Raw genomic sequence first — 19,323 nt, forward strand, 5'->3', positions numbered from 1 at the left:
GGAGAGAAAAACAGCATGTCAACAAGAGATTTATCGGTTTTAATAAGTGTTGTCCTCATTGTGGCAATGCTGGTGATTCCATTCCCTCCATGGTTGTTAAGTATTTTGATCATCATTAATATCTCTCTTGCGTTGATCGTGCTTCTCACCACAATGAATATGCAAGAACCGCTGCAATTCTCGATATTCCCGTCATTGCTGCTGTTATTGACGCTGTTTCGGCTTTCGCTCAATGTGTCGACGACACGTTCGATTCTTTCTCACGGAGAAGGGGGAAAGGTTGTTGAGACATTCGGGAATTTCGTTGTCGGCGGAAATGTGCTGGTAGGGCTTGTTGTCTTCATTATCTTGATTATTATTCAGTTTATCGTCATTACAAAAGGCGCCGAGCGGGTATCGGAAGTGGCGGCGAGATTTACGCTCGATGCGATGCCCGGAAAGCAAATGAGTATTGACGCGGATTTAAATGCCGGCATGATTACGGAGCAGGATGCAAAGCACAGACGTGAAAAAGTCGCCCGGGAAGCGGATTTTTACGGCGCCATGGACGGTGCGAGCAAATTCGTCAAAGGGGATGCCATCGCGGGTATCATCATCGTGATGATCAATATTATTTTCGGAATCGTAATCGGCATGCTGCAGCAGGGGATGAGCATACAAGAAGCTGCGTCTCACTTTACAATGCTGACGGTCGGTGACGGTATCGTTTCTCAAATGCCGGCCTTGCTCATTTCAACGGCTACAGGGATTGTCGTGACGAGAGCGGCATCTGAAGGAAACCTCGGTCATGATATTACAGGCCAGCTGTTTGCTTATCCGAAGCTCTTGTATGTAGCCGCGGGAACTGTACTTTTGCTCGGTCTTCTTACACCGATCGGCATTCTGCTGACGGGGCCGATCGCCGGTCTGCTTGCATTCGGCGCTTACATGCTGTCCAAAGCGGATAAGCCGAGCGAAGAAGAGGAAGAAATTCTTGAAGAAGAGGCTCAGGCGGATGAACTGAAAAGCCCGGAAAGCGTTGTGCAGCTTTTACATATTGATCCGATTGAATTTGAGTTCGGATACGGACTCGTGCCGCTTGCAGACGCGGGGCAGGGCGGTGATCTTCTTGACCGCATCGTCATGATTAGACGTCAGCTTGCGCTTGAATTGGGACTTGTTATTCCGGTTGTGCGCATCAGGGATAACATCGCGCTCCAGCCGAATGAATACAGATTGAAAATTAAAGGCAATGAAGTCGCTAAAGGAGAGCTCCTGCTAGATCATTACTTAGCGATGTCACCGACGCCTGAAGATGACGTCATTGAAGGAATTGAAACGATAGAGCCGTCGTTCGGACTTCCCGCAAAATGGATCAGCGAAGCTGCAAAAGATGAAGCGGACATGCTGGGGTATACAGTTGTTGATCCGGCGTCAGTCGTATCTACGCATATTACAGAAAAAATTAAGCAGCATGCCCATGAACTGGTCGGCAGACAGGAAACCAAGCAGCTGATCGATCATCTGAAGGAAAATTATCCTGTGCTTGTTGAGGAAGTCACGCCAAACCCTCTTTCTGTCGGCGATATTCAAAAGGTGCTTGCCAAATTGCTGAGAGAAAAAGTTTCAATCAGAAACTTGGTGACCATTTTTGAAACTCTTGCCGATTACGGAAGATTAACGACAGATTCAGATCTTTTGACAGAATACGCGAGACAGTCGCTTGCCAAACAAATCACGGCACAATATGCGAGAGAGCATGAAACGCTAAAGGTCATCACATGCTCAGGCCGGGTGGAAAAAGCGATTGCAGACGGGGTACAGCAGACTGAACAGGGCAATTACCTGTCACTCGACCCTGAGGTTTCAGACAGCATCATCCGTTCTGTCGCTAAAGAGGCCGAGCAGCTTTCCATCCGCCAGGAGTCGGCGATTCTTCTTTGCTCGCCTGCTGTCAGAATGTATGTAAAACAGCTGTTAGAACGGTATTTCCCTGATCTTCCGGTTCTTTCTTATAATGAGCTGGAAGCAAATGTTGAAGTGCAGAGCATTGGAGTGGTGGATATTTAATGAAAATAAAAAAATTTACAGCCGCTTCAATGCAGGATGCCGCGAAGCAAATCAAAAAGGAACTTGGCAATGATGCCGTTATTTTACATTCCAAACAAGTAAAGAAACGAAAATGGCTGGGGCTGCGGTCGCAGCAGGCCGTCGAAGTGATAGCGGTTTTAGATCGTGACGTCAGGGAAGCGAGAAAAACGCCGCCGGCTGCCGCTGAAGAAATGAAAAAGACGAAAACGGCGGAGAAAGCTGAGCCTGTTCAGCCGCCGCGTCTTCCGGATCAAAGTATTTCCGGCGAACTGGCGCATTTTAAAGAAGTGCTCCCTGAACCATTAAAAAAAGCCGAGAGACTATTGAAGCAAGCCGGGCTTCCTGATCATATGCAAAACGCCGTACTCAGTGAATTGCTCCGTTCTTCAATTGTTTCCGGAGATTTAACTGAAGAAAATGTCAGCTCCAAACTGCAGGATTTGTTAGTGAAAAAACTCCCTTCGGCAGACAGATGGCAGGAAGGGATTCAATCAAAATACGTCGTGCTTTTCGGTTCAACCGGGGCCGGCAAAACGACTACACTTGCGAAACTCGCGGCCTCATCAATGCTGACAGAGCATAAAAAAATTGCCTTTATGACGACGGATACTTACCGGATTGCCGCGGTCGAGCAGCTGAAGACATATGCGGAGCTGCTTCAGGCTCCTTTTGAAGTATGTTATTCAAAGGAAGAATGTCTGAAGGCACTGGAAAAATTCGCTGAATATGACCATGTTTTCATTGATACAGCCGGTAGAAACTTTAAAGAAGAGCAGTATATTACGGAATTACAAGAGATGATTCCGTTTGAATCAGGCTTACAATCCTTTCTCGTATTATCGGCATCTGCAAAATACGAAGATATGAAACAGGTGCTGAAACAGTTTTCAGGTGTGCCGGTCAATCAATTCATTTTCACGAAAACGGATGAAACCGCCTCACTCGGCTCCGTGTTTCAAGTGCTGTCGGAATCAAGAATCGGCGCCGCCTATTTGACAAATGGACAGGATGTGCCTGAAGACATCCTATCGGCTTCACCAAAAGAGTTTGTAAGGATGCTTTTGACATGAAACCTGATCAGGCAGAGTCATTAAGAAGGAAAATGAGAGAGCGGCAAATGATCAAGCCGGAGCTTTATGAGAAAAAAGCGAAGACATTAGCCGTCATTAGCGGTAAAGGCGGCGTCGGAAAATCTAATTTAACATTAAACATGGCAGTTGCCCTGCAGGAAAAAGGAAAAAAAGCACTCATCATTGATCTTGACATCGGAATGGGCAACATTGATGTGCTGATCGGCGCTGCTTCTTCCCGCACCATTATTGATGTGATGGAGAATCGGCACGCATTGGCTCAATCACTGTCCTCCGGTCCGAAAGGCCTTCGCTACATATCCGGAGGAACGGGGCTTGAGGCGATCTATCAAGCAGACGGAGAGAAGTGGTCGGCTTTTATGAATGGTCTTTCCGCTGTATTAAGCGATTTTGATTACGTTCTGTTTGATATGGGAGCGGGGCTTTCAAAAGAGCAGCTGCCGTTTATTTTATCGGCGGAAGACATTCTCGCCGTGACAACGCCTGAGCCGACGGCCATTATGGATGCCTACAGCGCGATCAAACATCTTTTGCTCGCGGATGAACGGCTGACCGTAAACATTGCCGTCAATCGCGCCCGCGCCCAAAAACAGGCGCTGGACACGTACAACCGCCTTTCTCATGCGATTCACACGTTTTTAGGCGCGGAGGTGCGTTTCGCCGGCTCCATACCCGATGACCCGTTAGTAAGTCAAGCCGTCATTGACCAGGTGCCTTTTTTAATAAAAAGTCCTCAAGCAAAAGCCAGCAGGTCCGTCCGTCTTCTGACGGATGTCTTGTTTCAAACGGAAGAAAACAAACCAAGAGAAGAGAAACCGGCATTTATTGAGAGATTATCTTCTTTTTTATTGAGGAGGACTTTACAGTGATTCGTGTGCTTGTCGTTGATGACTCAGCTTTTATGAGAAAGATGATTACCGATTTTCTGGCTGCGGAAGTGCAGATAGAAGTCATCGGGACAGCCAGAAACGGGGAAGAGGCGCTGAAGAAAATAGAGCTTCTCAAACCGGATGTTGTCACGCTTGATATTGAAATGCCGGTCATGAACGGAACGGATACATTGCGGAAGATCATCAGCATATATAAACTTCCCGTAATCATGGTATCGAGCCAGACACAGCAAGGGAAGGACCGAACGATCAACTGCCTGGAAATGGGCGCTTTTGATTTTATCACCAAGCCTTCCGGAGCGATTTCACTTGATCTTTATAAAATTAAAGAGCAGCTGATTGAGAGGGTGATTGCAGCCGGGCTGTCCCGCGCACAAAAACCTGAGGCGGCAGTGAAAGAGTCTTCTATCCCGGAACGTCCGGCTTTGGCGGGATTTGAAAGACCGAAAGCAAAATCCGCCAAGCAGGCCGTATTCATCGCGACCTCTACAGGCGGACCGCGGGCTCTGCAAAAGGTGATTCCGAAACTGCCGAAGGATTTAAAGGCGCCTGTATTTGTCGTTCAGCACATGCCTGAAGGCTTCACCGCTTCACTTGCAGACAGACTCAACCATTTGTCAGATATTCAGGTCAAAGAAGCGGAAAACGGTGAAGAAGCGAAAGACGGATGGGTGTACATCGCGCCCGGCGGAAAAAATATGACGGTTGCAGAGGAAGGCGGAAGGCTCCGCATCATTCTTGACGTTCATGATACGGAAAGCCGGCATAAACCGTCAGCCGATTATTTGTTTCGGTCGGCAAGCCGCTTATCCGATTACGAAAAGGTAGCCGTCATTATGACAGGCATGGGCAGCGACGGAACCGAGGGCGTAAAAGAAATGCTCAGAACAGGCAGCGTTAAAACGATTGCGGAATCGGACGAATCCTGTGTTGTGTTCGGAATGCCGAAGTCAGCGATAAAGGCGGGCCTCATTCATGAGATTAAACATGTGGAAGATATCGCGGCATCCATCACCGGATGTGTGAAAAAAGAGAGGGTGTGAATCAATTGGATATGAATCAATATTTAGATGTCTTTATTGATGAAAGTAAAGAGCACTTACAGACATGTAACGAAAAGCTGCTGCTGTTGGAAAAAGATCCGGCAGACCTTCAGCTTGTGCATGACATCTTCAGAGCTGCCCATACGCTGAAAGGCATGAGCGCAACGATGGGATATACAGATCTGGCGCATTTAACCCACCTGATGGAAAATGTGCTGGACGCCATCCGCAACGGAGAAATGCCCGTTACATCAGATTGGCTGGATGTGCTGTTTGAAGCGCTTGATCATCTTGAAGAGATGGTGCAGTCCATTATTGACGGAGGAGACGGCAAACGTGATATTTCTGAAGTGAGTGCGAAGCTCGACGTAAATGCGGTGCATGAGACTGCGGCTTCAGCCGAAACAGCAGAACCGCCGGCTTCAAAACAACAGGCTTCAACTGAATGGAATTATGACGAGTTCGAACGGACTGTTATTGAAGAGGCGGAAGAGCAAGGATTCAGCCGCTATGAAATAACGGTTTCCCTGAATGAAAGCTGCATGCTCAAAGCCGTGCGCGTGTACATGATATTTGAAAAGCTGAATGAAGCCGGGGAAGTCGCAAAAACAATACCCGCCGCGGAAGTGCTTGAGACGGAAGATTTCGGAACGGATTTTCAAGTGTGTTTCTTGACAAAGCAGCCTGCTGAAGAAATTAAAGAACTCATCAGCGGCATTTCAGAAGTGGAGAATGTCGAAATTTCTGCCGGTGCGCCGTTAAAAACGGCCGAAAAACCGCAAGCGGCTGAACCGGTGAAGGAAGCTCCGGTTAAAAAGGCTGAGAAACAGCCTAAGCCGCAAGCGAAAACGGAAGAACAGCCGAAGCATCACAGCGGCTCGAAAACGATTCGCGTCAACATTGAAAGACTGGATTCTTCAATGAACCTTTTTGAAGAACTTGTCATTGACCGCGGACGTCTTGAGCAGATCGCCAAAGAGCTTGACCACAATGAGCTGACTGAAACCGTTGAACGCCTGACCAGAATCTCGGGCGACCTTCAGTCTATTATTCTTAATATGCGGATGGTGCCGGTAGAAACCGTCTTTAACCGTTTCCCGAGAATGATCCGCCAGCTTCAAAAGGAATTAAACAAGAAAATCGAATTGTCCATCATCGGAGCTGAAACGGAGCTGGACCGCACGGTGATTGATGAAATCGGCGATCCGCTTGTTCATTTAATCAGAAACAGCATCGATCACGGCATTGAATCGCCTGAAGTGCGGGTGAATAAAGGAAAACCGGAATCAGGTCATGTCGTGCTTAAGGCATATCACAGCGGCAACCACGTCTTTATTGAGGTTGAAGATGACGGGGCCGGCCTGAACAGAAAGAAAATTCTTGAAAAAGCGCTCGAGCGGAGTGTAATCACCGAACGTGATGCTGAAACGCTTGAAGATAATGAGATTTACGAACTTATTTTTGCTCCGGGCTTCTCGACTGCCGATCAAATTTCTGACATTTCAGGGCGGGGCGTCGGCCTGGATGTCGTAAAAAATAAACTCGAATCACTCGGCGGCTCTGTCAGTGTCAAATCCGCGGAAGGCCAAGGTTCTCTTTTCAGTATCCAGCTTCCGCTGACACTTTCAATTATATCCGTTCTTCTCATTAAACTGGAAGAAGAGACGTTTGCGATACCGATTTCTTCTATTATAGAGACGGCTGTTATTGATAAGAAAGATATCCTGCAGACGCATGACAGAGAAGTGATTGATTTCAGAGGCCAAATCGTTCCGATCGTCTATCTGAAAAAAGAATTCGGCATTACGGATTCAAAACAGGATGCCGATCAGTTCCATGTAATCGTCGTGAAAAAGGGCGATAAATCCACTGCTTTTGTCGTGGATTCTTTTATCGGACAGCAGGAAGTCGTACTGAAATCACTCGGCGACTATTTGACGAACGTCTTTGCGATTTCCGGCGCTACGATTCTCGGAAACGGAGAAGTGGCGCTGATTATTGATTGCAATGCGCTGATCTACTAAAACGACACGAGGAGGTGCCCGAATGACTGCTGAAATCAAAACAGGTGAAAAAATGATTGTGTTTATGATAAACGGGAAAGAATACGCTATCTCAGTTTCCCAGGTGAAATCAATTGAAAAGTGGCAAAAACCGACGAGGGTCCCGGGTGTGGAATCTTATATCCGCGGCGTTATCAATCTGCGCGGAGTGATTACCCCGGTTCTTGATTTAAGAAAACGTCTGAATCAGCCTGAACAGGACATCACAGAAGAGACTCGGATTATCATCATTTCTTACCGTGACGCTGATGTCGGATGGGTCGTGGATGAGGCCAATGACGTCATCACCGTGCATGAAAATGAAATCGAATCCGCGCCTGAAAGCCAGACAAAGGAAACGGATGTGTGGATTAAACAGATCGTCAAGCAAGATAACAGGCTCCTCAATATTATCGATGCGCATGCGGTGCTGGATAAAGGTGCTTCGGCATCTGCGTCCGGAGAGCCTAATGCTTAAAGGGGAAAAGACAACATGAGTAAGTTTGAAGCGATCAAAGAAGAGCAGATGGATATTTTGCGGGAAGTCGGAAATATCGGGGCGGGTCACTCGGCTTCTGCAATGGCTCAGCTGCTGAACAGAAAGATAGACATGGAAGTGCCGTTTGCGACTTTATTGACATTTGATGAGCTCGCTGATTTTTTCGGCGGGGCTGAAACGCCGGTCGCCAGTATCTTTTTAAGAATGGAAGGCGACATGACCGGCTCTATCTTTCTCATCATGCCTTTCCATCAGGCGGAACAGTTTATCAGAGAGCTGATCGGAAATCCGGATTTTGATATTGACCAGTTGGGTGAAGATCATTTGAGTTCTTCTGCTTTACATGAGTTCGGCAATATTTTAGCAGGTTCCTATTTAACGGCATTGGCTGATTTGACAAAGCTTGAGATTTACCCGAGCGTGCCGGAAATCTCACTTGATATGTTCGGCGCGGTTATCAGTGAAGGGCTGATGGAGCTCAGCCAAGTCGGAGAGCATGCCATTGTCGTGGATACTTCTATTTTTGACCAGGGCAGCCGGCAGGAGCTCAAAGCCCACATGTTTATGCTCCCGGACTATGATTCTTTTGAAAAGCTCTTCGTCTCATTGGGTGCGGCTTTATGAGCCGTGCGGAAGCCGCAGTCGTTAAAGTGGGGATTGCGGATGTTCAAGTCGCGCGTTACCCGGATAAAATCCGGACCTCGGGACTCGGTTCATGCGTAGGGCTGGTTTTATACGATAAAGACAAACAAACGGCAGGACTCGTTCACGTCATGCTGCCGGACTCCGGTTTATCAAAAACGGCGGAGCTCAACCGTGCAAAATACGCGGACACCGCCGTTAAGATGACGATTGATATGCTTTTGAAAGCCGGCTGCCGCAAGTTTGCCCTGAAGGCAAAACTCGCCGGGGGAGCGGAGATGTTTAAGTTTAAAATGACGAACGACCTGATGAAAATCGGTCCGAGGAATGTAGCGGCCATCAAAGAGCAGCTTTCATTGTATAACATTCCGGTCATCAGTGAAGATACGGGCGGCTCAAGCGGCCGGACGATTGAATTTGAGCCAAAGTCCTGCATGCTGCACATTCGAACTGTTAAACAAGGTGAAACAACGATTTAATAAAGGTATGAGGTAGGGGGATAACAATGCAATCCTTGAATTATGAAGATCAGGTGCTTTGGTCGCGCTGGAAAGAGTGGAAAGATCCTAAAGCCGGTGATGATTTAATGCGCCGTTACATGCCGCTGGTCACATATCATGTCGGCAGAATTTCCGTCGGACTGCCGAAATCGGTGCATAAAGACGATCTAATGAGCCTTGGTATGCTTGGTTTATATGATGCCCTGGAAAAATTTGACCCCGGCCGGGATTTAAAATTTGATACCTATGCCTCGTTTAGAATTCGCGGTGCAATCATCGACGGGCTGCGTAAAGAAGATTGGCTGCCCAGAACTTCACGGGAGAAGACAAAAAAAGTCGAAGCGGCGATCGAAAAACTTGAACAGCGCTACCTTCGGAATGTGACGCCTTCAGAGATCGCAGAAGAGCTGGGGATGACGGAGCAGGACGTAGTATCAACGATGAATGAAGGGTTTTTTGCCAATCTCTTATCAATTGATGAAAAGCTTCACGACCAGGATGACGGTGAGAATATTCAAGTGATGATCAGAGATGACAAAAATGTGCCGCCGGAAGAAAAAATCATGAAGGACGAGCTGATCGCTCAGCTTGCGGGCAAAATTCACGAGCTCTCTGAAAAAGAGCAGCTTGTCGTCAGTTTATTCTATAAAGAAGAACTGACTTTGACCGAGATCGGACAAGTCCTGAACCTTTCGACGTCGCGGATTTCACAGATTCATTCAAAGGCGCTGTTTAAATTAAAGCATCTGCTTGAAAAAGTAATTCAATAATGAACTCATGGTTAGCGAGTGAAAAACATGTCAACACTATTATGGCTTTTAAGCTTTGTGCTTCACGGCGTACTGCTTTATGCCGTCATTATTCTGTACACGAGGTTTTCAGCCCTCAAGGAGACGGAGCGCCAGCAGAAGAAGATTCTTGAAGAGACGGAAAACACCCTTGCAGCGTTTCTGCTTGAGCTGAAAGAAGAAAATGAAAGACTCGAAGACGCAAAAAGCCGGAATGATCAAGCGCCTGACGCAGAAGACGCCGAACCCCGGCCGGAACCGAAAAAAGAGCCTGATATTCCTGACCACATGGAAAAGCTCATCAGTGCAACGGAACGGGCTGAAAGTGATGAAAACAACGGCGCGCATTCGTTTGAAGAACGTGTTTCAGAATTATATGAACAAGGGCTCACCCCCGCGGAAATCGCCAAACGGATGCAGAGCGGAAAGACAGAAATCGAGCTGTTTTTAAAATTTCGCGGCAAAGCTGTAAAGGATTCTTGATTGTCGCATAAAGCTGTGTTATATTATGTCTTGGTGTTAAATACACACGCTTAACGATTTATGCAGAGGGTGCTGCAAACGGCAGTTCTGCACAAAAATGACCTAAGCGGAGGAAAAAAACCATTTTATTAGGAGGAAATCACATGTCAGTTATTTCTATGAAACAATTGCTTGAAGCTGGTGTTCACTTCGGCCACCAAACACGCCGCTGGAACCCAAAAATGAAGCGTTACATTTTCACGGAGCGTAACGGAATCTACATCATTGACCTTCAAAAAACAGTGAAAAAAGTAGAGGAAGCTTACAACTTCACGAAAAACCTTGCTGCTGAAGGCGGAAAAATCCTTTTCGTCGGCACAAAAAAACAAGCTCAGGATTCTGTTAAAGAAGAAGCTGTACGCTCTGGCATGTACTATGTCAACCAACGCTGGTTGGGCGGTACACTGACAAACTTCGAAACAATCCAAAAACGCATTAAGCGTCTGAAAGACATCGAGAAAATGCAAGAAAACGGTACATTTGAAGTACTTCCGAAAAAAGAAGTTGTTCAATTGAAAAAAGAATTAGAGCGTCTTGAAAAATTCCTCGGCGGAATTAAAGACATGAAGGATCTTCCTGATGCATTATTCATCATCGATCCTCGCAAAGAGCGCATCGCTGTTGCGGAAGCTCGCAAATTGAACATTCCTATCATCGGAATCGTAGATACAAACTGTGATCCTGATGAAATTGATGTCGTAATCCCTGCAAACGATGACGCAATCCGCGCTGTCAAACTTCTTACTTCTAAAATGGCAGATGCTATTCTTGAAGCGAAGCAAGGCGAAGAAGAAGCGGAAGCTGCTGAAGAGACTGCACCTGAAACAGAAACGACAACTGCGTAACCTAATCAAAAGGTGATAAGAGGGACTGCCTTTTATCACCTTTTTTCAAGAAAAATGTATCTATACATATCTTGTTTACACATATAGGAGGAATTCAAATGGCTATTACTGCACAGCAGGTAAAAGAACTGCGTCAAAAAACAGGCGCTGGTATGATGGACTGTAAAAAAGCATTGACTGAAACTGACGGAGATATGGACAAAGCAATCGACCTTCTGAGAGAAAAAGGAATTGCGAAAGCGGCTAAAAAAGCTGACCGTATCGCTGCTGAAGGTTCTACTCTTATTAAAACTGACGGCAACAAAGGCGTTATCTTAGAAGTAAACTCTGAAACTGATTTCGTTGCGAAAAACGAAGGCTTCAAAGAGCTTCTGAACACGCTTGCTGACCACCTTCTTGCAAACGCTCCTGCTGATCTTGAAGAAGCAATGGGTCAAAAGATGGAAAACGGTTCTACTGTTGAAGAATACATCACAAGCAACGTTGCTAAAATCGGAGAGAAAATCACTCTTCGCCGTTTTGCTGTTATTACAAAAGAAGACAGCGAAGCGTTCGGTGCTTACCTTCACATGGGAGGCCGCATCGGCGTATTATCCGTTCTTAGCGGAACAACTGACGAAGATCTTGCAAAAGACATCGCGATGCATGTTGCAGCGGTAAATCCTCGTTACATTTCCCGCGACCAAGTGTCTGAAGAAGAAGCAAACCATGAGCGTCAGATTCTGACTCAGCAAGCTCTTCAAGAAGGCAAACCGGAAAACATCGTAGCTAAAATGGTTGAAGGCCGTCTGAACAAATTCTTCGAAGAAATTTGCTTATTAGACCAAGCTTTCGTTAAAAACCCAGACGAAAAAGTGAAACAAGTTGTGGCTGCGAAAAACGCATCTGTTAAAACTTACGTCCGCTACGAAGTTGGAGAAGGTATTGAAAAACGCCAAGAAAACTTTGCTGAAGAAGTTATGAACCAAGTGAAAAAATAATGGCGGAAAGCCTTGGCGAATCTTTCGCGGCTTTTCAGGCAGTATAGGGGACACTACTTGTGTTCCCTATTTTTAAAACTATATTTACAAACCTTTTTTTCTCTTGCATAATAGGAAACGGCAATGTTTACACTTGGAGGTTATTATGGAAAAACCAAAATACAATCGTATCGTTTTAAAGCTTAGCGGAGAAGCATTGGCAGGAGAGCAGGGAAACGGCATTAATCCGACTGTCATCCAATCCATCGCTAAACAGGTAAAAGAAATCGCTGAGCTTGACGTCGAAGTGGCCGTAGTCGTAGGCGGCGGCAACTTATGGCGCGGAAAAACGGGCAGTGACTTAGGAATGGACCGTGCGACGGCCGATTATATGGGCATGCTTGCTACTGTCATGAACTCACTTGCCCTGCAGGACAGCCTGGAAACGCTCGGAATTCAGTCCAGAGTGCAGACATCAATTGAAATGCGTCAGGTCGCTGAGCCTTACATCAGAAGAAAAGCCATCCGCCACCTGGAGAAAAAACGCGTTGTTATTTTTGCCGCGGGAACAGGAAACCCTTATTTCTCTACGGACACAACCGCAGCGCTGCGTGCCGCTGAAATCGAAGCGGACGTGATCTTAATGGCAAAAAATAATGTCGACGGTGTGTATAATGCTGATCCGAGAAAAGATGAGTCAGCCGTTAAATACGAAAAATTATCTTATCTCGATGTGTTAAAAGACGGGCTGGAAGTCATGGATTCTACGGCTTCTTCACTATGTATGGATAATGATATTCCGCTGATCGTCTTTTCTATTATGGAAGAAGGAAATATTAAGCGTGCCGTAATCGGCGAATCAATCGGAACGATCGTAAGGGGGAAATAACGTTGTCAAACGAAGTATTAACACAAACAAAAGAACGCATGGAAAAAGCGGTTGCCGCTTATTCACGTGAATTGGCGTCAGTCCGCGCAGGACGTGCCAACCCATCTCTATTGGATAAAGTGACAGTAGAATACTACGGTGCCCAAACACCTTTAAACCAGCTGTCTTCCATCAATGTGCCTGAAGCGCGTATGCTTGTTGTCACACCGTATGACAAAACGGCAATCGGCGATATTGAAAAAGCGATTCTGAAAGCTGATCTTGGCGTAACGCCGACAAGTGACGGCACAATTATCCGCATCGCGATCCCGGCTCTGACGGAAGAAAGACGTAAAGAACTTGTCAAAGTCGTGAAAAAATACGCGGAAGAAGCGAAAGTAGCAGTCCGTAATGTCCGCCGTGACAGCAACGATGACCTCAAAAAACTTGAGAAAAACGGAGACATCACAGAAGACGAGCTTCGTGCTTCCAGTGAAGACGTTCAAAAGCTGACAGATGAATATGTGTCAAAAATTGACAGCGTCACAAAGGACAAAGAAAAAGAAATCATGGAAGTTTAATGAAAAACTATGTACAATAGATAATGTGAAAAGACCCTCTCATGTTTACAGGGGGTTTTTTTGTTAATACTGTTGATTACATTGATCATCAGCAACGCAACCTTTTTGGGTGACGGAGGAATCTCATGCTCAACATACTCAAAAATTGGAAGAATCAGCAGAATGCGGCTTCCAACTTAGAACGGTATACAAAAGAAGACATACTGAAGGGTGAAATTCCCGCACACATTGCCATTATTATGGACGGAAACGGACGCTGGGCGAAGAAGCGTTCACTCCCTCGGATTGCAGGACATCATGAAGGAATGAAAGTGGTAAAAAGGGTGACAAAGCTCGCAAGTCAGCTCGGCGTTAAAGTTCTGACTCTTTATGCGTTTTCAACGGAGAACTGGAAGCGCCCGAAGATGGAAGTCGACTTTTTGATGAAGCTTCCGGAAGAGTTCCTGAATACGTATCTTCCTGAATTAATAGAGGAAAATGTACAGGTGAAAATTATCGGAGATGAATCCGCGCTCCCTTCTCATACGTACAGGGCGATTGAGAAGGCCGTAAAAGATACAGAACAAAATGACGGGCTGATTCTCAATTTCGCTTTGAACTACGGCGGACGCACGGAAATCGTCAATGCGGCAAAAGCACTGGCTGAACAGGTGAAAAGCGGCACGCTGAATATCGAAGACATTGATGAAGCGCTCTTTTCCGGGCATTTAATGACAGAATCAATCCAGGACCCGGAGCTGCTCATCAGAACGAGCGGAGAAATCAGATTGAGCAACTTTATGCTTTGGCAGGTGGCTTACAGTGAATTTGTTTTTACAGATGTCCTGTGGCCCGATTTTAAAGAAGATCACTTTCTGCAGGCAGTGGGAGAATTTCAGCAGCGGGGCCGGAGGTTTGGCGGAATTTAGAGGATGGTGGAAATGAAACAAAGATTGTTAACAGGTGTTCTGGCAGCGGCATTATTTTTATTTTTGGTTATTTTCGGAGGATTGCCGTTCACCGTATTTGTTTACGTGATGGGAAGTATAGCGCTTTTTGAGCTTTTGCGGATGAAAAAGCTCAGATTTTTTTCTTTTCCGGGTCTGATCAGCCTCTTGTTGTTATGGCTGTATATGATGCCGGACAAGTATCATTTTTTCGATGCGAAAATGGAAGTAACGATTTTCGCTGTATTGATTCTGCTCAGCTATACGGTGCTCGTGAAAAACACCTTTACGTTTGACGAAGTCGGGTTTATCGTTCTCGCGACGGTATATATCGGACTGTGTTTTCATTATTTTATTGAAATCAGAAACATTGAAACAAACGGGCTTTTGTATATCTTTTATGCCTGCGTTGTCATATGGTCAACGGACTCAGGCGCATATTTCGTCGGAAAGTCGCTCGGGAAGCGGAAGCTGTGGCCCGAAATCAGTCCCAACAAAACGGTGGAAGGGTTTCTCGGCGGTATTGTCATCGCCCTTATTTTTACGGCTGTTTTTCAGCTGTTTGCGCACCTTCCGATTTCATACCCGGTTCTTTTGGTCATCACGCTTGTTCTGTCTGTATTCGGACAGATCGGGGATTTGGTTGAATCAGCGCTTAAGCGGCACTATGATGTGAAGGATTCGGGAAAAATCCTTCCCGGGCACGGCGGCATTTTAGATCGATTTGACAGCTTTTTGTTTGTCATGCCGTTCTTATACTTTCTGCTTGCGCTTTTTTCATGAGAAAGGCTAATATGAAAATAAGACCGATCTGGACGCATAGAATGGGAGTGGCATTTTGAAGAATATTTGTCTTTTAGGAGCAACAGGATCAATAGGGGAGCAGACGTTAGACGTATTGCGCATGCATCAAGATCAGTTCCGTCTCGTCTCGATGACTTTCGGTAAAAACGCCGAGAAAGCGATCCCGTTGATCAGAACGTTTCAGCCGAAATATGTAGCAGTCGGCGACATGGATACATACCAAAAAGTGAAAGAAGCGTCTTTTTCTCATGAATGTCAAATCGGCATCGGAGAAGAAGGCCTGATTGAAGCGGCAGTCATGGACGAAGTGGATATCGTGGTCAATGCGCTGCTTGGAAGCGTCGGTTTAATCCCGACTTTGAAAGCGATTGAACAGAAAAAAACAATTGCGCTTGCAAATAAGGAAACTCTCGTCACTGCCGGGCATATAGTGAAAGGACACGCAAAACGATACGGTGTTCCTCTTCTTCCGGTCGACAGCGAACATTCCGCTATTTTTCAAGCCCTGCAAGGCGAACAGAGCAAAAATATCGAGCGCCTGGTCATTACGGCATCCGGCGGCAGTTTCAGAGATAAAACGCGGCAGGAGCTTGAGTCTGTAACGATTGCCGACGCCCTTAACCACCCGAACTGGTCGATGGGCGCAAAAATTACGATTGACTCGGCTACAATGATGAATAAAGGACTTGAAGTCATTGAGGCGCATTGGCTGTTTGACATTCCGTATGAACAGATTGACGTTGTATTACATAAGGAGAGCATCATTCATTCGATGGTTGAATTTCACGACAGAAGCGTCATCGCCCAGCTCGGAAATCCGGACATGAGGGTGCCGATTCAATATGCGCTGACATATCCGGACCGGCTGCCTCTGCCTGAAACAAAAAGGCTTGAATTATGGGAGATCGGAAGCCTCCATTTTGCGAAAGCTGACTTTGAAAGGTTCCGCTGCTTACAATTTGCCTTTGAATCAGGTAAAATAGGGGGAACGATGCCGACGGTTTTAAATGCGGCCAACGAAGAAGCCGTTGCCGCTTTTCTTGCCGGACGGATTTCATTCTTATCGATTGAGGACCTGATTGAAAAAGCATTGGACCGCCACAGCGTAATTCAGGATCCGAGTCTTGCGGATATCCAAGAAGTGGACAAAGACACCCGGGGATACGTTAATTCAATACTCACATAAGGTGGTATGTTCGTGAATACAGTTATCGCGTTTATTATTATTTTCGGAACGCTCGTTTTTTTCCATGAGCTCGGGCATTTATTGCTCGCCCAAAGAGCGGGAATCCTTTGCCGTGAATTTGCGATCGGCTTCGGCCCTAAAATCTTTTCATTTAAAAAGAATGAAACCGTGTATACGATCAGACTCCTTCCGGTCGGCGGGTTCGTCCGCATGGCCGGTGAAGACCCGGAGATGATCGAAGTCAAACCCGGTTATACCGTCGGGCTTCTTTTTAATAAAGATGACGAAGTGGAAAAAGTCATCATTAATCAAAAGGAAAAATACCCCGACGCTTTAATTATCGAGGTGGAGACGGCTGATCTTGAGCACGAAATGAAGATTACCGGGTACGAGCAGGGGAAAGAAGATGAACTGGCGGGCTTTACTGTCAGTCAGACCTCTTTTTTTATCGTAGACGGAGAAGAAGTGCAGATTGCGCCTTACAATCGACAATTCGGGTCTAAACCCGTATGGAAGCGGATTAAGGCGATTGCTGCCGGTCCGATAATGAACTTCATCTTAGCGTATGTCATTCTCGTCATGCTTGGATTCATTCAAGGCGTGCCTTCGAATCAGCCTGAGCTCGGGAAGCTGACAGACAATGGACGCGCAGCGGCTGCCGGTTTAAAAGAAGGCGACTATATCCAGAGCATTAACGGTGAAAAAATGAGGTCATGGACCGACATCGTGACAGCGGTAAAAGAAAATCCCGGGAAAAAAATCGATGTCGCCGTCAAACGGGACGGCAAATCGTTTCATATCTCGGTTACACCTGAAGCTGTAAAAGATGAAAATAAAAAAACAATCGGCCGCTTCGGCTCTTATGCGCCGACTGAAAAAGGCGCGCTTGCAGCGATTGCCTACGGCGCGACATCTACCGTTGATGTCACAAAAGCGATCCTGACCAATCTGAGCAAACTTGTGACAGGCCAGTTTAAGCTTGATATGCTTTCGGGTCCTGTCGGCATTTATGATATGACGGATCAAGTTGCAAAAACCGGTATTATCAACCTATTCCAGTTTGCGGCGTTTTTAAGCATCAACCTGGGAATCGTCAACCTGCTGCCGATCCCGGCGCTTGACGGCGGGCGGCTGCTGTTTTTATTCATTGAAGCAATCCGCGGCAAGCCGATAAACCGTGACAAGGAAGCATTTGTCGTATTTATCGGCGTAGCTTTCTTAATGCTTCTTATGCTGGTTGTCACATGGAACGATATCCAGCGTTTATTCTTATAATTGACTAGTAAAAAATCAGAGGTGCGAAGACATGAGACAAAGTTTGACGCTTATTCCGACCCTGAGAGAAGTGCCGGCTGATGCTGAAGCAAAAAGCCATAAGCTTCTGCTGAGAGCGGGATTTATCAGACAAAATACGAGCGGGGTTTACAGCTACATGCCCCTGGCTTACAGGGTCATTCAAAACATTCAGAAGATCGTGCGTGAAGAAATGGAAAAAATCAACGCGGTGGAAATGCTGATGCCGGCCCTTCAGCAGGCTGAAACATGGCAGGAATCAGGCAGGTGGTATACGTACGGGCCTGAATTAATGCGTCTGAAAGACCGCCACGGCCGTGAATTTGCTTTAGGCGCGACACATGAAGAAGTCATTACTTCTCTCGTGCGCGATGAGGTGAAATCTTATAAGCGTCTGCCGCTCACTCTTTACCAGATCCAGTCTAAATTCAGAGATGAAAAACGCCCGCGTTTCGGGTTATTGCGCGGACGCGAATTCATCATGAAAGATGCGTATTCTTTCCATGCTTCTGAAGAAAGTCTGGAGGAAACATACCAAAACATGTACGGCGCATACAGCAGCATTTTCGCACGCTGTGAATTAAACGTCCGTCCCGTTATTGCCGACTCGGGCGCGATGGGCGGAAAAGACACGCATGAATTTATGGCTCTTTCTGAAATAGGGGAAGATACCATCGCTTATTCCGATGGATCCTCTTACGCAGCCAATACGGAAATGGCGGAAGTTGTCATGAACAGCGAGCCGTCAGATGAAACACCCAAAGCATTGGAGAAAATTGATACGCCGAATGTCAAAAGCATTGAAGAGCTCGCTTCATTCTTGCAGATCGAGCCGAGCGCCTGCATCAAATCAATGCTGTTTAAAGCTGATGACCGATTTGTTCTCGTGTTAGTAAGAGGCGATCATGAGGTCAATGACGTGAAAGTGAAAAACCTTCTGAACGCGGAAGTGGTTGAGCTTGCGTCTCATGAAGAAGTAGCAGAGAAACTTGGCACGGAGCCGGGATTTGCGGGGCCGATCGGCGCTGCCGGCGACATTGAGATTTATGCCGACCAAGCCGTAAAAGTAATGGTAAACGCCGTTAGCGGCGCGAATGAAAAAGACCGTCATTACCGAAACGTAAACATCGAACGTGACGCGTCAGTAAAAGCATATGCCGATCTTCGAATCATTCAGGAAGGCGATCCGTCACCTGACGGAAAAGGCACGATCCGTTTCGCTGAAGGGATTGAGGTCGGACAAGTCTTTAAACTCGGCACGCGTTACTCTGAAGCGATGAATGCGACATACCTTGATGAAAACGGGCGTGCGCAGCCGATGCTGATGGGATGTTACGGAATCGGCGTGTCCAGAACGCTTTCAGCCATCGCTGAACAGCATCACGACGAAAAAGGCTTGATCTGGCCGAAAAGCGTTGCTCCGTATGATCTTCATATTTTGGCACTGAATATGAAAAACGAAGCGCAAAAAGAGCTTGCTGAACAGCTTTACGGCAAATTCCAGGCGGAAGGTTATGAGGTATTATACGATGACCGTGCTGAACGCGCAGGCGTGAAGTTTGCTGATTCTGATCTGATCGGCCTTCCGATCCGCATCACTGTCGGAAAACGTGCCGACGAAGGCATCGTAGAAGTGAAAATCCGCAAAACCGGTGAATCTGCCGAAGTTTCAGTGGATGAGCTTTCTGAATTTATTAAGACGAAGTAATCACCATAACGAATCATACAAAATCATGTTAAAATAGAGAAAAAAGAAGGTACCTCATCACCTGCG

Annotated in this window: 19 protein-coding genes; all 19 read left to right on the plus strand. The window is 46.4% G+C overall.

Translation table 11 applies throughout. The features are described 5' to 3' along the window. Positions 1-15 precede the first annotated feature (15 nt). The gene (flhA, locus tag NYE36_RS08720) at positions 16-2,049 is read left to right on the plus strand and encodes a flagellar biosynthesis protein FlhA (RefSeq protein WP_007409788.1); all 2,034 of its coding nucleotides are present in this window, start codon (positions 16-18) and stop codon (positions 2,047-2,049) included. Further along, complete coding sequence (gene flhF, locus NYE36_RS08725) at positions 2,049-3,140, plus strand: flagellar biosynthesis protein FlhF (RefSeq protein WP_113766244.1); 1,092 nt, start codon at positions 2,049-2,051, stop codon at positions 3,138-3,140. The genes flhA and flhF overlap by 1 nt, the downstream gene beginning before the upstream one ends. After that, positions 3,137-4,030 carry a MinD/ParA family protein gene (locus NYE36_RS08730; protein WP_061861461.1) on the plus strand — a complete coding sequence of 298 codons (894 nt, stop codon included), beginning with the start codon at positions 3,137-3,139 and terminating at the stop codon, positions 4,028-4,030. The genes flhF and NYE36_RS08730 overlap by 4 nt, the downstream gene beginning before the upstream one ends. Further along, complete coding sequence (locus tag NYE36_RS08735) at positions 4,027-5,094, plus strand: chemotaxis response regulator protein-glutamate methylesterase (RefSeq protein WP_015417477.1); 1,068 nt, start codon at positions 4,027-4,029, stop codon at positions 5,092-5,094. Before NYE36_RS08730 ends, NYE36_RS08735 begins: the two co-directional genes overlap by 4 nt. A gap of 5 nt (positions 5,095-5,099) precedes the next feature. After that, positions 5,100-7,118 (plus strand): chemotaxis protein CheA, encoded by a 2,019-nt coding sequence (gene cheA / locus NYE36_RS08740; RefSeq protein ID WP_007409792.1) that lies wholly within the window; start codon positions 5,100-5,102, stop codon positions 7,116-7,118. Between the two features lie 22 nt (positions 7,119-7,140). Continuing rightward, positions 7,141-7,614 carry a chemotaxis protein CheW gene (gene cheW, locus NYE36_RS08745; RefSeq protein WP_003154225.1) on the plus strand — a complete coding sequence of 158 codons (474 nt, stop codon included), beginning with the start codon at positions 7,141-7,143 and terminating at the stop codon, positions 7,612-7,614. A 15-nt stretch (positions 7,615-7,629) separates the two neighbouring features. Then, on the plus strand, positions 7,630-8,259 hold the full coding sequence (gene cheC / locus NYE36_RS08750; RefSeq protein WP_003154222.1) for a CheY-P phosphatase CheC: 630 nt from the start codon (positions 7,630-7,632) through the stop codon (positions 8,257-8,259). Beyond that, positions 8,256-8,756, plus strand: coding sequence for a chemoreceptor glutamine deamidase CheD (gene cheD, locus NYE36_RS08755; protein WP_003154219.1), 501 nt, complete (start codon positions 8,256-8,258; stop codon positions 8,754-8,756). Before cheC ends, cheD begins: the two co-directional genes overlap by 4 nt. Positions 8,757-8,782: 26 nt before the next feature. Beyond that, the gene (gene sigD, locus NYE36_RS08760) at positions 8,783-9,547 is read left to right on the plus strand and encodes an RNA polymerase sigma-28 factor SigD (protein WP_003154217.1); all 765 of its coding nucleotides are present in this window, start codon (positions 8,783-8,785) and stop codon (positions 9,545-9,547) included. Positions 9,548-9,574: 27 nt separating this feature from the next. Then, positions 9,575-10,048: a hypothetical protein gene (locus NYE36_RS08765; protein ID WP_007409793.1), complete on the plus strand. Its 474-nt coding sequence runs from the start codon at positions 9,575-9,577 to the stop codon at positions 10,046-10,048. A gap of 143 nt (positions 10,049-10,191) precedes the next feature. After that, positions 10,192-10,932: a 30S ribosomal protein S2 gene (gene rpsB, locus NYE36_RS08770; RefSeq protein WP_003154215.1), complete on the plus strand. Its 741-nt coding sequence runs from the start codon at positions 10,192-10,194 to the stop codon at positions 10,930-10,932. A 98-nt stretch (positions 10,933-11,030) separates the two neighbouring features. Beyond that, positions 11,031-11,912 carry a translation elongation factor Ts gene (gene tsf, locus NYE36_RS08775; protein WP_007409794.1) on the plus strand — a complete coding sequence of 294 codons (882 nt, stop codon included), beginning with the start codon at positions 11,031-11,033 and terminating at the stop codon, positions 11,910-11,912. A gap of 145 nt (positions 11,913-12,057) precedes the next feature. Then, positions 12,058-12,780, plus strand: coding sequence for a UMP kinase (gene pyrH / locus NYE36_RS08780; RefSeq protein WP_003154213.1), 723 nt, complete (start codon positions 12,058-12,060; stop codon positions 12,778-12,780). Positions 12,781-12,782: 2 nt separating this feature from the next. Continuing rightward, entirely contained in the window at positions 12,783-13,340 is a 558-nt protein-coding gene (gene frr / locus NYE36_RS08785; protein ID WP_003154212.1) for a ribosome recycling factor, read from the plus strand. 125 nt (positions 13,341-13,465) lie between these two features. Beyond that, positions 13,466-14,248 carry an isoprenyl transferase gene (locus NYE36_RS08790; protein WP_007611457.1) on the plus strand — a complete coding sequence of 261 codons (783 nt, stop codon included), beginning with the start codon at positions 13,466-13,468 and terminating at the stop codon, positions 14,246-14,248. A 3-nt stretch (positions 14,249-14,251) separates the two neighbouring features. Then, the gene (locus NYE36_RS08795) at positions 14,252-15,049 is read left to right on the plus strand and encodes a phosphatidate cytidylyltransferase (protein ID WP_007409796.1); all 798 of its coding nucleotides are present in this window, start codon (positions 14,252-14,254) and stop codon (positions 15,047-15,049) included. A 55-nt stretch (positions 15,050-15,104) separates the two neighbouring features. Beyond that, positions 15,105-16,256 (plus strand): 1-deoxy-D-xylulose-5-phosphate reductoisomerase, encoded by a 1,152-nt coding sequence (gene dxr / locus NYE36_RS08800; RefSeq protein WP_007409797.1) that lies wholly within the window; start codon positions 15,105-15,107, stop codon positions 16,254-16,256. A gap of 6 nt (positions 16,257-16,262) precedes the next feature. Further along, on the plus strand, positions 16,263-17,531 hold the full coding sequence (gene rseP / locus NYE36_RS08805; RefSeq protein ID WP_007611459.1) for an RIP metalloprotease RseP: 1,269 nt from the start codon (positions 16,263-16,265) through the stop codon (positions 17,529-17,531). Between the two features lie 31 nt (positions 17,532-17,562). Beyond that, positions 17,563-19,257, plus strand: coding sequence for a proline--tRNA ligase (gene proS, locus NYE36_RS08810; RefSeq protein ID WP_031379116.1), 1,695 nt, complete (start codon positions 17,563-17,565; stop codon positions 19,255-19,257). The last annotated feature ends 66 nt before the right edge of the window (positions 19,258-19,323 follow it).

Origin of the sequence: Bacillus sp. FSL R5-0593, from assembly GCF_038603755.1 — a bacterium.
GTDB lineage: Bacteria > Bacillota > Bacilli > Bacillales > Bacillaceae > Bacillus > Bacillus velezensis.

Bases quoted from the DNA above. Each gene is read 5' to 3' on its own strand.
- tsf (WP_007409794.1), top strand. From the start codon at position 11,031: ATGGCTATTACTGCACAGCAGGTAAAAGAACTGCGTCAAAAAACAGGC.
- rpsB (WP_003154215.1), top strand. From the start codon at position 10,192: ATGTCAGTTATTTCTATGAAACAATTGCTTGAAGCTGGTGTTCACTTC.
- pyrH (WP_003154213.1), top strand. From the start codon at position 12,058: ATGGAAAAACCAAAATACAATCGTATCGTTTTAAAGCTTAGCGGAGAA.
- cheC (WP_003154222.1), top strand. From the start codon at position 7,630: ATGAGTAAGTTTGAAGCGATCAAAGAAGAGCAGATGGATATTTTGCGG.
- NYE36_RS08795 (WP_007409796.1), top strand. From the start codon at position 14,252: ATGGTGGAAATGAAACAAAGATTGTTAACAGGTGTTCTGGCAGCGGCA.
- cheW (WP_003154225.1), top strand. From the start codon at position 7,141: ATGACTGCTGAAATCAAAACAGGTGAAAAAATGATTGTGTTTATGATA.
- NYE36_RS08765 (WP_007409793.1), top strand. From the start codon at position 9,575: ATGTCAACACTATTATGGCTTTTAAGCTTTGTGCTTCACGGCGTACTG.
- sigD (WP_003154217.1), top strand. From the start codon at position 8,783: ATGCAATCCTTGAATTATGAAGATCAGGTGCTTTGGTCGCGCTGGAAA.
- flhA (WP_007409788.1), top strand. From the start codon at position 16: ATGTCAACAAGAGATTTATCGGTTTTAATAAGTGTTGTCCTCATTGTG.
- NYE36_RS08790 (WP_007611457.1), top strand. From the start codon at position 13,466: ATGCTCAACATACTCAAAAATTGGAAGAATCAGCAGAATGCGGCTTCC.
- cheD (WP_003154219.1), top strand. From the start codon at position 8,256: ATGAGCCGTGCGGAAGCCGCAGTCGTTAAAGTGGGGATTGCGGATGTT.
- NYE36_RS08730 (WP_061861461.1), top strand. From the start codon at position 3,137: ATGAAACCTGATCAGGCAGAGTCATTAAGAAGGAAAATGAGAGAGCGG.
- rseP (WP_007611459.1), top strand. From the start codon at position 16,263: ATGTTCGTGAATACAGTTATCGCGTTTATTATTATTTTCGGAACGCTC.
- proS (WP_031379116.1), top strand. From the start codon at position 17,563: ATGAGACAAAGTTTGACGCTTATTCCGACCCTGAGAGAAGTGCCGGCT.
- flhF (WP_113766244.1), top strand. From the start codon at position 2,049: ATGAAAATAAAAAAATTTACAGCCGCTTCAATGCAGGATGCCGCGAAG.